The organism is Opitutia bacterium (genome assembly GCA_016217545.1).
GTDB lineage: Bacteria > Verrucomicrobiota > Verrucomicrobiia > Opitutales > Opitutaceae > Didemnitutus.
This window is the reverse complement of record JACRHT010000017.1, coordinates 318,320-331,863: the sequence shown is the minus strand read 5'-3', so window position 1 is coordinate 331,863 and position 13,544 is coordinate 318,320. Positions and strand designations below refer to the sequence as shown.

Here is a 13,544-nt window from a genome sequence, read left to right as displayed (position 1 = left end):
AACGCCGCTGGCAACCGCGCGGGATTACTGCATACCGGTAAAGGTTTTGAAGTCGGTCTCCTCGTGGGGCAAACGGCTGGTGCGTCAGTGCCCCTCGTTTCCCAAGGTCACCTCCTTGGACCAAGTTAACCCCAACTATTCATGAAACACCTCGCTAACCGATGCCTGCCGTTGGCTGTGCTGTTGCTGACCCAGTTGCCAGCTCAGACGGTGCCGCCGGCCACGACGGACAAAGAGGCTGCGTCCAATACCACGGCGAAGACCGACGATACTCTCGTCCTTTCGCCCTTTATCGTCAGCTCCTCGAAAGACCAGGGCTACCGTGCCTCGAACTCGATCTCCGGCTCCCGTTTCGACACTCCGATCAAGGATCTGCCCTTTGCGCTGAATGCTTTCACCAACGAGTTCATCCAGGACCAGCACGCTTCCGGCCTTTACGACATCGTGAAATACAGTCCCGGCGTGACGTTCGTCGGAGGTGGATTCGACGACGGCAATAGCCACTTCACCATCCGCGGCTTCGATGCTGGCAGCCAGCCGCTCCGCAACGGATTCACCGGACCGCAAGTCGTGGACCCCACGATGGTGGAACGCGTCGAGGTCATGAAGGGACCGTCGTCGTTCCTCTACGGCCAGCTTTCGCCCGGCGGCATTGTGAACGTGATCACGAAGCGCCCGTTGAACTATAATCAGAACACGCTCATGCTGAGCGGCGGCAGTTACGACTATTTCGTGGCGAACCTCGACAGCACCGGCCCGATCGCCAAAGGACTCGACTACCGACTTGGCCTGACCACTGGGCAGGACTCGCACTACTACGACGCCTACGATGCCAATCGGTGGGCGGCCTCCGGCTCTCTCGCTTGGCAGATCAACAAGACCGGCCAGCTCATGGTGAGCTACGAGAAGTTCGACAAGGACGAGAGCCCGCTGCTCAACCCCCTGCCGACGGTTTACGACAGCCGCCTGCCGGACGGCAGTAAGAATGGTCTCTTCTATCCCGGCCTCCCGCGAACGTTCAACGTCTCCTCGAACGCCAACTACCGCCGCACGAAGAGCAGCAACCTCGTCGCCGAATACAGCCAGGGTCTGGGCGAGCACTGGAACGTCCGCGCCGTCTTCGCCAGTTCCTCCCGCGACATCGCCTACTACAACAACGCCCGCTTCATTGTCGGCTACGGCGTGTTCACCACGACGCCTGTTCCCGCCACGGCCTCGCTGCCGGCGATCAGTCCCGAGAACGCCCTCATGCGTCGCCCCAACACCGGTCATTACTGGGGCGACACGCACACCTACAACGTGGAGGCGATTGGCAAATATCAGCTCGGCAGTGTTTCCGCCAAGATCCTCTTCGGCGCACAAAACGAAGACCAGAATTCGGACAACGAGAAGCGTCGCGCCGCGACAGCCGATTACCCGCGCGCTTGGGACCTCTCCAATCCGGCCACGTGGAACTACAACGAACCCGTGCCGAACATGCCGGTGATCTCCTTCTGGCACGACGACGTCACCATCAAATCCTACTGGGCCGGGCTGACTCTCGGCTTCTTCGAGGATCGCCTGCTCGCGCTCACCGGCATCCGCCACACGGAGACCGAGACGGTCTCTACCAGTCGGCTGACCGGCGACGTGATCCCCGCCTACGTATCATCGGCCAACACGCCGCAAGCCGGCGTGCTCTACAAGATCACCCCCGAGATCTCCGCCTACGCAGCCTACAGCAAATCCTTCGTTCCGAATTCCGCCGATCTCTACGACGCGGATGAAAACTACATCGGTCCCGCCAAGGACCCGATCGGCGAGGGCTTCGACATCGGCGTGAAGGCCGCCTACCTCGACGGCAAGCTCTCCGGCACGATTAGCGCCTACCAGATCCGCAACAACAACCTCATCCAGTCCATCGCCGCTTTCAATTCCGCAGGCGAACTCGCCTTCCGCAGCGTGCAGACCGGCATGACCCAGAGTCGCGGCGTCGAGTTCGACGTCGTGATCAGCCCCATCCCGAACTGGCAGACCTACCTCGCCTACAGCCACCAGAACGCCATTTATTACCGCAACCCCGAGAACACCGCGCTCGAAGGGGTGCCGCTTCTCGGCTCGGTGCGCGACATGGGCAGCGTGTGGACAAAGTATTTCTTCACCGCGGGCCCGCTGAAACACGCCTATGTCGCGGGCGGCATGACCTGGCAGGGTTTCCAGAAAGCCTCCGATCAGAACAACGCGCTGTATTTCCGCCCCTACGCACTCTTCGATCTGACGCTCGGCTACTCGACTAAAATCACCGGTCGCAACACCGAGTTCGCCCTGTCGGTAAAGAACATCGCCAACAAGGCATACACGCCGTCGGTCAACACGCGGGGGGATCCTCGCATGGTCGTCCTCACAGTCACCACGCACCTCTGAGATTTTGGTATGTAAGACTCGCGGCGGCTTGCGGCAGGGGGCTGCAAGCCGCCGTTTGCTTTTGCTCTTGGGCGGCTCCGTCGGAGCGCCACTATTGAACCAATCGCTTCGTCTTCCGCCGCGTCCCGCTCGTCGACCGCATGTTGCCACCTCCCGTTTCGTCTTCCGCGCCGCCCGCGAATGATGGCGCTACCCTCGTTCCGCGGTGGCGCGTCGGCACGCTGAGCTATGGGAAGGGCGCTCTCGTGCTGCTGTTCTTTTGGCTGCTTTGGGGCGATTTCACGTTCACGCTGATTAAGGACCGTTCAATCCCCGTCATTGTCCAGCTGCTGTTGAAGAAGCATGGTGCCTCCGATCTCCTGACGGGGCTGCTCCTCGGCACGGTGCCAAGTTTGATGAGCGTCTTTGCGGCGCCGATCGTGAGCTACTACTCCGATCGCCACCGCGGCAAGCGCGGCCGACGCATACCGTTCCTGATGATCACCACGCCGATCGCGGTGTTGGCGATGGCCGGGCTCGCGGCGGCGCCATGGCTGGTTCGCCTCCTTCCCATCAGCGGTGGCTGGAGCGAGGGCGCGGTGATGCTTTGCCTGCTCGGGCTTTTCTGGACGGTCTTCGAGTTTTCCGCCGTGACCGCCAACGTGATCTTTCTCGGCCTGATTAACGACGTCGTTCCGACGAATCTGCTCGGTCGTTTCTTCGGACTCTTCCGTATCCTCGCCCTGCTGGCCGGCATGGGTTTCAACCTCTGGTTGCTCGGCGCGGCGGAAACGCATCACACGTTGATTTTCGCTGGCATGGCTGGGCTCTACGGCGTCGGCTTCTCCCTGACGTGCCTGCGGGTGAAAGAAGGCGACTATCCGCCGCCGACCGCGGCGCCGCCTGGCGGCGGCTGGGGAGCGGCGCGACGTTACTTCGCGGAGTGTTTCACCGAGCCGTTCTACCGCTGGGTGTTTGCCTATTTCGCGCTGGTGAACGTCGCGTTCTTTCCCATCAACCTCTACAACATCTACCTCGCGCGCAGCCTCGAGGTTGACATGGCGTTCTACGGCAAGTTGCTCGCGTTCTCCTACCTGCTTTCGCTGCTGATGTCGTATCCGATCGGGGCGCTTGCGGATCGCTATCATCCGTTCCGCGTCAGCTGGGTCTGCGTGGCGCTGTATACCGTTTTCTGTCTGGTGGCTGGAGTTGTCACGACAAGCGGCGCCGCGTTTTCGGTCATCTTCGTTCTCCACACGTTCCTGGTCGGCATGGTCATCACGGCGATCTCCTCGCTGGGACAGCGGCTATTTCCTCGGTCGCGATTCGCCCAGTTCTCCTCTGCAGCGCTCATGCTGCTCGCGCTCCTGCAAATCATCTTTGCGCCCGTGGTCGGCTGGCTTCTCGACGCGTTCGGCCATGCCTATCGCCACACCTACACGCTGGGCTTCGCCGTCAACCTCGCGGTGTTGGCCACTGGTGTTGTCGTTGCGCGCAAAATCCGGCGTCTCGGCGGCTATACCAATTATCAGCCGCCGGGCGAAACACCGGCCGGCAATCCCTGAGCGCGGCGCGCGCCCAATTCAGGCGCCGCCCGCCAGCAACCGAAAGTCGATGTTGCACGGCGGCGGAAATTCTCGCTGCGCCCGCGCGAGGAGCGCGGAATCGAATGGCACCTTTTCGCGCGCGGCCAGTTGGCGCGCGTGCCACTCGAACCAGAGGTTCGTCAGCGTGAGCTCGCCTTCGCGGATCGTGGCGAACGGATAGGCAAAGACCGGTGCGACCTCGTCGAGCCGTCCCGCCTTCAGCGCCCCGAGCGCGCGGAAGATCGTCATTCGCTCATGGGATGCCAGCGCCGGTTCCAGTGCGCCGACAAAGGCATCGAGCCGATCGTAGAGCTGCAAGTCGGCGAGGTATTGTGCGTATTCGATCGCGAGCGCGCTCGGGTGCGGGCCGCAGGCCCACGCCTGGGCATAATGCTCGAGGGCAACGGTGGACTGACCTTGCTGGCGTGCGAGCTGCGACAGGTTGCGATGGGCCCACGCAGTCGGTTGCAGCGCGAGCGAGCGCTCCCACGCGCTGCGCGCGCCAGCGACTTCGTAGTTTTCCAAGTGGGCGACGCCGAGGTGATACCAGCTGAGCCAATGATCTCCACGCCCGGCGGCGAGTGCGCGCTCGAGCAGCCAGCGCCATTCATCCTGGATCAGATAGGCGCCCGGATCCGGTGTGGTGGCCGAGCATGCGGGCAGCGCGCCCGCCTCGAGCAATTCCAACCAAGGCTGCTGCTCGGCGGTCAGGCTCGAAAGAGGAAACTCCATCTCGACCGGGAGGTAGCAATGTGTGCCCTGTCGTGCGGCCCGCAGCCGTTCTAGAGCGCCCCAGCCGGAGCCGACGTGAAGAATCTCGCGTGGTGGGAGTGTCGCCGTTGCCGCGGCCGCCTGATGCCAGGTCTCGAGTTCGTGGACCGGCAGCAGACGCTCCATGCCTTGCTCCGCGGCAATTCGTGCCACGGACCAGTCGGGCGAGTGCAACGTGTCGGGATCGCCGGCCAGCATGCCGTAAGCTTCAGTCCATGACCACTCGGCACGCGCGGGCATTGGCAAGCACGCGGCCTGGAGTCTGGCGAGTCCGGCCTGGATCTCGATGTAGGCGCGACCCGGCTCGGAAAGATAAGTCTGCCAGTTTCGCCCGCCGCTGCCCATGCCCCAGCAGAACATCTTGCGGCCTTGCAGTCGGGCGGTGGACATCTGGCCAAGTCCTTTCCCGTCCTCCGCCACCGCGGCAATCCATGGTCGGCGCGTGTTCTCCAAGCGGTAGAAGAATTCGTGCGTGATCGGCAACGAGGAACTGTAGCTCGCGTCGCGTCCGAAGAGCTCCGGCATCTTGTCGATGGCCAGCGGTTGCTCGCCGACGTTGTGGAGGCAAGTGTCGGCGGGCACCAGCACGCGTGTGCCGGGAGTCTCTGGCACAGCGATGTTCGACCACCAATACATTGGGATCTCGTGCGTGTGTGGATTCAGCAGCCGCACGCGCGCGAGCAGACAGCGCGAGTCGGGCGGAAGGTGAAAATCGATCTGCCACGGGAACGCCTTCGTGCGGTCGAATTCGTAGAACCGGAGAATGTCGTAGCCCTGCGGCGCTGGCACGCGAGCGGCGAACACGGGCGAGCAGGTCAGGTGATGATGACCGAAACAGCCCATATTCCACTCGATGCCGCCACTGAACCACGCGTTGCGAATCGCGAGATTAGCCGGCTGAAACACGGGATTGCGATCGAGCAACTCCCGCTGTTCCGCCAAATGCACGAGCGAGACGAGTCGGCCGCCTAGTTCAGGCAGAAAGGTGGCGCGCAGATGCTTGTTTTGCAGCACGAGAGAGCGGAACGCACGTGGCTGTCGCTCGCGATCGTAGTCGTCCTGCAGCCGGTGCGGCAGCATGCGGAACTGCGCCTTCCAGCCCGCATACCGGCGCTCCTCGTCCGGCAGCTGCGGATCGACGTTGATCGGGAAATTTTCGCTGAGGGAACGAAAGACCGGGAGTGGATTCTCGCCGCCGAGTCGGCCGGCCGGTAGAATGTAAGGTGCGGAAGTGAGCGAGGTCATAGCTTGGGAGCGGATAGATCAGGCGCGCTGAGTCAGACTCCCCGGCGCGACGCTGTGACGGAGAGGTTGTCCATCGCGGTAGGCGATGAACTCGTCGATCACGAGATCGGCGAGTCGCGCCGCCTCATTGTTCATGGCACCCGCCAGATGAGTGGACAGATGCACGTTGGGGAGCGCATACAGCGGCGACCCGGACGGCAGCGGCTCGGCCTCAGTCACATCAAGGAGCGCGGTCAAATCGGGCCGCCGGGCGAGAGCCTCCACCAGACCGGCTTCGTCGACCTGCGGACCGCGGCCGGTGTTGAGGAAAACCGCGCCGGGTCGCATGGATAGAAAATGGTGGGTGCGGATCGCACCGCGCGTATGCGGAAAATCCGCGAGGTGGTTCGACACCACGAAGGCCGAGGTGAAGGCCTCCTCAAGCGAGACCTTCGTGCCGCCGAGCGCGTGAGCCTCGGCTTCCGAGAGATAGTCCTCCACCAGCAAGAGTTTGAGTTTGAAGTGCCGCAGCAACGCCGCGGTCTTGCGGGCGACCGCGCCCACGCCGATCAGCGCAACGGTCTCCGCGTAGTTGCCTGGTCCGCGATGGCAAGATGGCCACGCTTCCGGAGCGCGGTATTCGCGGGAGTTGCGAAAGTAGCCCTTGGTGCCGAGTAGGATTTGCCCCAGGCAGAATTCCGCGACCGAGTCCGCGTTTGCCTCCTTAGCGCTTACGATCTGAATGCCTCGCTTCAGGAACGGCGCCGCGAAATGACTCACCGAACCGGCGGCGTAGAACAGCACGCGGAGCTTGGGAAAAAACTCCAGTTGGGTTTCCGTGAGGCAGGGCATGCCCCACGTCGAAAAAATCACCTCGAGCTCACTCAGCTCCGGAACCATTCCAGCGAGATTCTCCGCCGTGACGGTGCGCGGATACAGGTCGCAAAGCGCCGCGAGCTGCGCGCGCCGGCCGTTGCCGTAGGTGTAGTCGATGGGGGAAATCGGAAGCCAATCGGCGGGCCCGGAGAAAAACGCGGCTTTGATCTTGTGGGTGGTGCGCATCAGAAGGTCGGTCGGTTCCTCGCCGAGGAGTTGAACAGTTCGGGCAAGTCGGCCCATTGGACGTCGGGATCGGCGCTGATGCGTTGCATTTTCGCATCGAAGTCGGCCCAGTCGGACTCGGTCATAAACTCGTAGCTGTGACCCCAGAAATAGAACACCGGCGCGCGCGCTGCTTTTGCGGCACCATAGCGCTCCCAAAAGGCCGGGTCGGCATGATGGCAATCGGTCGCCAGCATCAGATTGTCGTCTGCGGGTAGGCAGGGCGTGGCGTTGCGACAAGTCCGAGCATAAACGTGGCCCGCATCCCTGACGACTTCCGCCAAGGCATCGTCGTATTCGCCGTAGGGATAGGCAAAGCCGCTCACTTCCTGTTGGAAATGATCCTGCAGCTGCGCGCGTCCGTCGGTGACTTCTCGACGCCACTCGCTTAGAGAGAGACGGGAGGGAAACGGATGGGTTAGCGTGTGATTTGCGATCGTGAAGCCCAGATACGTCTCGTGGAGTTCGGCGAGAGCCAGTCTCTGCACGACCTTGGTTTGCTGGTAGACCCAAGCGTGACCGCGACCGGCGCCGTGCAGTCCGTAGTTGAGATTGAAAGTAGCGCGCGCTCCGCGCGCCCGCAGTAGCGAGCACAAGCGGATGTCGTCGACGACACCATCATCCCAACATTGAACGATCTTCATCACGGGTGGCTTAAGAAACTGAAAGAGGCGGGCCAGACCGCTTGCGGTCTGAGTGAACGCGAATGCCGGACGCTCTTTGCAGTGCCTCGTGCCGCGCGCAAGGGGGAAGCGGATCGTGTTCTGGTAAACGAGCCGCAGGCGCGCGCCCGCGTTGGGCGAGGGTCTGATTTTCAGAGGAGAAAGAGCGAAGAAGCGCATTCCGGAGTGCACTTTACTGCATAGGTAAAATCTACCCGCGGGACGCTGATCGCACGCCCCGGCGTGGCGTCTTTTCCGACCATCGAGCGGCGTGGGGCGTGTGGTGAGTTTACTGCAAAACAACCTCGGTCGGCCGCCAGCTCGACAGCTTCCGGCTTTGGTTTCATCAGGTGGCGAAAGATCTCGTGGGTCATCCAGCCATGTCCTCCCAGCCCCTTTCGATGCGACCGCGTTCCCGCAGCGTGCGTCGCCGCCACCGCCAGACCGGTCAAATTTTCGAGGGCGCGCTGCACGTGGGAAACGGCATCGCCGTGGTCGAGTCGGCGGCCCTGGCCACCGGCCGCTCCACGCTCTCGATTCTTGAGGAAATCGTGAAGGGCTTGCTGGTGCAGAAGGGGGTCGATTGGACCGGCACGATCCTGAACGAATACCTCGGACTTTACCTTGAGTCGCGCGGCGTGTTCGCGCTGGTGACGGAAAAGGAAAGCGGTCGCTTGGTCGCGCATGCCGCAGTCTTCAGCTCCGCTTGCGCGGCGGGCGCTGGTTTACTGGCGCACGTGCGTGCGGCGCAAGGGTGGGGTGGTTACGGATTGGGCACGCTCGTGACCGAGGCGGTGACCGGAGCTGCGTTGGCGGAGGGCGTTCCATTCGTGGTGCTCGAGACCGACGACCGGCTTTTTCGGGCCAAGCAGGGCGAGCGTGCCGCCTACGGAATGTATGAGCGCCTCGGCTACACCGTGCTGCGCGAACGACGCGATGCTGATTCTGCCGCTTGGATCATGGTAATTAATGCACGGATTTTCGCCCTCGGGCAGAGACTGAATTCTGCCCCTGCTCCGAGCGAGAATGGACGTGCGCGCATGGGCCGGGAGCAGGCTCGGTTGGTGACGAGGTTGCGGGCGCTATACTCGCTGCCGACGGGAAAATTGCGGCTCGAACCGGTGCGCGCCGGCGATTTGGGCGGTCTTTTTTTACTGCTGAACCTGCATCCGCCGCGGGATTTCACGGGCCGTGTCGCCTCGTGGGGGGTGCGCGATGGTCCGGAATTTGAGCGCGAGTTTGTGGTGCGAATTCGTCCGGTGCTGGCAGCCGGCACACCCCCGGAGGATGTCAGCGTCGTCTTGCGCGACTCGCGACTTGGAATCGTCGCGGTCTGCGCCGCGCGACGTTCTCCGGCGCGCAGCGTCTACGAGGTCGATTTCTACTGCGTGCCTGGATTACTTCGCCGGCGCCGGGGTGTCGTGCGTGAGTTGGTGCGGGCGGTCCGGCAGCGAATCAAAACCGAAGCGCCTGACACCGCGCTCGTGGCCGTGCCCGCAACGGACCGGCGAAAGGCGCGAGCGCTCGCCGGTGCGCTAAGCGACGTCACGCGCGCGAAAAAAGCCGATAAGTGCCGCGTCTCATGAATGCTGCCGTGAATCCTTCGCGTTGGTGGTTTTACTATGCGGTGCTGACAATGGCGACGTGGGGGGTCTGGGGGGCGCTTATTGATTCGACTGCGCGCGCCGGATTTCCGGAGGCGCTGGGCTACATCGTGTGGACGTTCACGTTGTTTCCGCCGGCGCTCTTCGCGCTTTGGCGCGCGGGTTGGAAAGTGGAGCGCGACGCAGTTTCCGTCACGTTGGGGCTGCTGGCCGGCGTGCTTGGCGCAAGTGGGCAGCTCGCGTTATTCAAAGTGCTGCGGCTGGCGCCGGCGTATTTGGTTTTCCCGATCGTCTCGCTTTCACCGGTCGTGACAGTAGCTTTGGCGTTTGTGCTTTTGCGCGAGCGCGTGGCGCGCAAGGACTGGGTCGGCATCGCGCTGTCCCTCGTGGCCGGGGTGTTGCTTTCCTATACGCCGCCCGCGGGAGGAGCGAAAGGCACCGGCTGGCTGCTGCTCGCGCTGTTCGTCTTCCTGACGTGGGGCGTGCAGGGCTACGTGATCTCGCATGCCAACCGCCGCATGAGCGCCGAGAGCATCTTTTTCTACATGGTCGTGGGCAGCCTTCCGTTCCTGCCGGTGGCGTGGATGATGGTCGGTGAGCACCAGCCGATAAACTGGGGTTGGAGTGGATTTTGGGCCGCGATCGCGATTCAGAGTCTAAACTCAATCGGTGCGCTTCTGCTCGTCTACGCGTTCCGCTACGGCAAGGCGATGGTGGTGGCGCCGCTCATCAATGCGGGCGCGCCGGTCCTGACGGTTTTTCTATCCCTGCTGCTCTATCGCACCGTGCCGAATGGGATAAACCTCGTCGGCATCGCGGCCGCGTTGGTTGCGACGCTCATCATGGCGCTGACGCCAGAGCCCCTGCCGTCCACAGCCGAAACGAAGCAGCCGTAATCTGCCTGTCTTACCCCATGTCCGACCGAAACGCTTCGCCCGCCGAACTCGCCGCCATTTCCGCCGCTTTCCCGTTGCTTGGAAGGTTCGTCACCGGCGCACTCTACGGCAGCGGCCACATCAACGACACGTTCGCCGTCACCTTCGACCAGGCGGGCATCACCGTGCGTTACATCCTGCAGCGCGTGAATCACCGGATTTTCAAGGACGTGCCTGCGCTGATGGAAAACATCCAACGCGTCACCGCGCACACCGCGCGCCGCGCGATCGAGGGCATCCACGGTGCGCGCGGCGCGCTCACGCTCGTGCCGACTCGTTCGGGCGAGGCCTATCACCGCGACGCTGCGGGCACCTATTGGCGCTGCTACCTCTTCATCGAAAAGGCGGCGACATACGATCTTGTGCGCGATGCGCATCAAGCGAGCGAAGCCGCCGCAGCTGTGGGCGAGTTTCAGAGTCTGCTCGTCGATCTCCCCGGCGAACGGCTGCGCGAGACCATCCCGCATTTTCACGATACGCCCCGCCGCTTCGCCACGTTACGCGCTGCCGTCGAACGGAATCCACATGGCCGCGTGGCGGCCGCCGCAGCTGAAATCGACTTCGCGCTCTCTCGCGAGCCGATCGTGGGCCGGCTGCTGGAACTGCACGCGGCGGGGCAGATGCCGGAACGCATCACGCACAACGACACCAAATTCAACAACGTCATGCTCGACGACGCGACCGGACGCGCGCTGTGCGTGATCGATCTCGACACCGTAATGCCCGGCCTCGCGCTCTACGATTTCGGCGACATGGTGCGCTCGGCGACCAATTCCACGGCGGAGGACGATCCCGAGCCGCGCAATGTGCAGATGCGCATGGATATTTTCGAGGGCTTGGTTTCGGGCTACCTCTCCTCGGCCGGCGCGTTTCTCAACCCGACCGAGTGCGCGCACCTCGCCTTCTCGGGGCGGCTCATCACGTTCGAGATCGGTGTGCGTTTCCTGACGGACTTCCTCGAGGGCGACGTTTACTTCAAGACGAGACATCCGTGCCACAACCTTGATCGTTGTCGCAACCAGTTCGCTCTCGTGCGCAGCATCGAGAAGCAGGAGTCGGCCATGCAGGCACTGGTGGCCAAAATGTGTTCCGCGCGCTGAGCGTGTTCTCCCTATGAATATCCTGCGTTTCTTGGTTTTGGCCTGGCTGGTCCTCGCGCTGCGCGGCTCGGTGAGCGCGGCGACCCACTGGGTTGGCACCTGGGGAACGAGCCCCGGGCTGCGGCTCGGGAGCGCGGAGGAAATGCAGAAGGAGGGTTTCCTGTTCCAGGATGAAACGCTGCGGCAGGCGGTGCGCATTTCGCTCGGCGGCGACGAATTCCGCCTGTGCCTCTCCAACGCCTACAATCCGGAACCGGTGACGATCGACGCGGTGCATCTCGCGCGCCGCGACCGCGGGAGCCGGCTGGTGACCGGATCGGACCGCGCAGTGACGTTCGGCGGACAGACCGAAATCACTCTCGCGCCGAACGCACGCGTGCTCAGTGATCCGATCCAGCTCACGGCGCCGTCCGGTGCGGAGTTGCTGGTCAGCCTCCACGTTGCTGGTCGCTCGTTCGGGGCCGGCGTCCACTACGATACCCTGCAGGCCGTTTACGCCGTGCGCGGCAACCAGACCGCCGCCGAGCTGTATCCGGACGACGCGCGCAAGGTTTCCGGCTGGGTTTTTCTCTCTGGAATCAGCGTGCGCGCTTCGGCGCGCGCTGATTCCCTCGTCGTGCTCGGCGATTCGCTGACCGACGGCGCCTGCTCGACCTTCGACGCGAATCGTCGCTGGCCCGACCAACTCACGGATCGGTTGAACGCGGCGCGTCGGGCGCGCGGGGTGGTGAACGCGGGCATCAGTGGCAATTGCCTGCTGACCGATCCCACGCGCTGGCTGTCCGATGGGGAAAGCGCGCTGGCGCGTCTGGAGCGCGATGTCTTCGCCACGCCCGGGGTGTCAGCGCTGCTGGTGCTGGAGGGCACCAACGACATTGGCACGCATGCGGTCGATCCGTCGCGGGTCGGCGCCTTGATCGCCGCCTTGCAGCAAGTCGCGGCGCGTGGTCACGAGCGCGGCCTCAAGGTTTATTGCGGCACGTTGCTGCCGTTTTCGGGTGCGGGCTATTTTTCCGCGGAGAAGGAGGCGCAGCGTCTGGCGCTGAATGCCTGGATCCGTGCCAGCACCTGTTTCGATGGGGTCGTGGACTTCGATCAGGTTATGCGCGATCCAACGCATCCGCAGCGCCTGCGCACGGACTACGATTCCGGCGACCATCTCCACGCCAACGACGTCGGCTACGGCGCGATGGCGCGGGCGGTGCCGCTCGATTGGTTCAAGTGAGCCGCGGGCGCGAAAGGGAATCCTTATGGACCACAAATCCTTCGATCTCGTCATCCTCGCTGCGGGGATGGGCAGCCGCTTCGGCGGACTCAAGCAGGTGCAGCCCGTCGGCCCGGCGGGGGAACTGATCATCGAATACTCGGTGTTCGACGCGTTGCGCGCGGGCTTCGATCGCGTGGTGCTCGTTATCCGGAAGGAAATCGAGGACGAGTTTCGCGCCACTATCGGCCGCCGTCTCGAACGACGCATCGCGGTGGATTACGTGTTTCAGGATCTCGCCGACGTTCCGGTGTCGTCCGCCGCGTTCGCCGCGCGCACGAAACCCTGGGGCACGGCGCACGCGGTGTGGGTGACGCGGAAGGCGGTCGCTCGTCCCTTCGCGGTGATCAACGCCGACGATTTCTATGGCGCGACGGGCTATCGGGTGTTGGCGGGACACTTTGCGCGGCCGGGCTCGAGTTATGCGCTGGTCGGTTATCAACTGCGCCAGACGCTGTCCGAGCACGGCGCCGTCAGTCGCGGCGTTTGTCGAGTTGGTGGTGACGACCGGCTGCAGCAAATCACCGAGGTCACGAACATCGAAGCCGATGCCGGAGGCGCGCGCTATGTGGATGCGGCGGGCGCGGTGCAGCGTCTGACCGGCGACGAGATCGTCTCGATGAACTTCTGGGGCTTCACGCCTGCGGTTTTCGAGCAGATCGAAACGACGCTGGCGGAATTCCTGCGGACGCGCGGCGCCGACCCGAAATCCGAGTTCTATCTCCCCACGACGCTCAGCGCCTTGAACGAGCGCGGAGCCGCGCGCATCGAGTTGCTGCGCAGTTCCGAGGCGTGGTTCGGGCTCACGTATCGGCAGGATCTGGCGGCGGCGCAGAGTGCGATCGGTGAACTGATCCGGGCTGGACGTTATCCCTCGCCGCTGTGGGCCGCGGAGTGAGACCTCGATCGGTTTAC

The 13,544-nt window shown here is 63.4% G+C and carries 10 protein-coding genes; 7 read left to right on the top strand and 3 right to left on the bottom strand.

Translation table 11 applies throughout. From position 1 onward, the window contains the following. Window positions 1-141: 141 nt before the first annotated feature. Both HZA32_17305 and HZA32_17300 read left to right on the top strand, forming a co-directional pair. Window positions 142-2,403, top strand: a complete 2,262-nt coding sequence (locus HZA32_17305) for a TonB-dependent receptor (protein MBI5425837.1) — start codon at window positions 142-144, stop codon at window positions 2,401-2,403. 245 nt (window positions 2,404-2,648) lie between these two features. Further along, window positions 2,649-3,947 (top strand): MFS transporter, encoded by a 1,299-nt coding sequence (locus tag HZA32_17300; GenBank protein MBI5425836.1) that lies wholly within the window; start codon window positions 2,649-2,651, stop codon window positions 3,945-3,947. Window positions 3,948-3,965: 18 nt separating this feature from the next. On the opposite strand, the gene HZA32_17295 is transcribed toward HZA32_17300, so the two are convergent. From HZA32_17295 to HZA32_17285, 3 genes are read right to left on the bottom strand one after another with little or no spacing between them, the layout of a single operon-like run. Further along, on the bottom strand, window positions 3,966-5,984 hold the full coding sequence (locus HZA32_17295; GenBank protein ID MBI5425835.1) for a DUF5107 domain-containing protein: 2,019 nt from the start codon (window positions 5,982-5,984) through the stop codon (window positions 3,966-3,968). 18 nt (window positions 5,985-6,002) lie between these two features. Continuing rightward, complete coding sequence (locus HZA32_17290) at window positions 6,003-7,025, bottom strand: hydroxyacid dehydrogenase (GenBank protein ID MBI5425834.1); 1,023 nt, start codon at window positions 7,023-7,025, stop codon at window positions 6,003-6,005. Next, window positions 7,025-7,906, bottom strand: a complete 882-nt coding sequence (locus HZA32_17285; protein ID MBI5425833.1) for a polysaccharide deacetylase family protein — start codon at window positions 7,904-7,906, stop codon at window positions 7,025-7,027. The genes HZA32_17290 and HZA32_17285 overlap by 1 nt, the downstream gene beginning before the upstream one ends. 200 nt (window positions 7,907-8,106) lie before the next feature. Here HZA32_17285 and HZA32_17280 point away from each other — a divergent pair, with 200 nt between their 5' ends. From HZA32_17280 to HZA32_17260, 5 genes are read left to right on the top strand one after another with little or no spacing between them, the layout of a single operon-like run. Further along, window positions 8,107-9,312, top strand: a complete 1,206-nt coding sequence (locus HZA32_17280; protein MBI5425832.1) for a hypothetical protein — start codon at window positions 8,107-8,109, stop codon at window positions 9,310-9,312. Further along, window positions 9,309-10,226, top strand: coding sequence for a DMT family transporter (locus HZA32_17275; GenBank protein MBI5425831.1), 918 nt, complete (start codon window positions 9,309-9,311; stop codon window positions 10,224-10,226). The genes HZA32_17280 and HZA32_17275 overlap by 4 nt, the downstream gene beginning before the upstream one ends. 17 nt (window positions 10,227-10,243) lie before the next feature. Continuing rightward, a complete protein-coding gene (locus tag HZA32_17270) occupies window positions 10,244-11,365 on the top strand; it encodes an aminoglycoside phosphotransferase family protein (GenBank protein MBI5425830.1) in 1,122 nt (373 codons plus the stop codon). Next, entirely contained in the window at window positions 11,268-12,590 is a 1,323-nt protein-coding gene (locus HZA32_17265) for an SGNH/GDSL hydrolase family protein (protein MBI5425829.1), read from the top strand. The genes HZA32_17270 and HZA32_17265 overlap by 98 nt, the downstream gene beginning before the upstream one ends. A 25-nt stretch (window positions 12,591-12,615) precedes the next feature. After that, entirely contained in the window at window positions 12,616-13,527 is a 912-nt protein-coding gene (locus HZA32_17260; GenBank protein MBI5425828.1) for an NTP transferase domain-containing protein, read from the top strand. The last annotated feature ends 17 nt before the right edge of the window (window positions 13,528-13,544 follow it).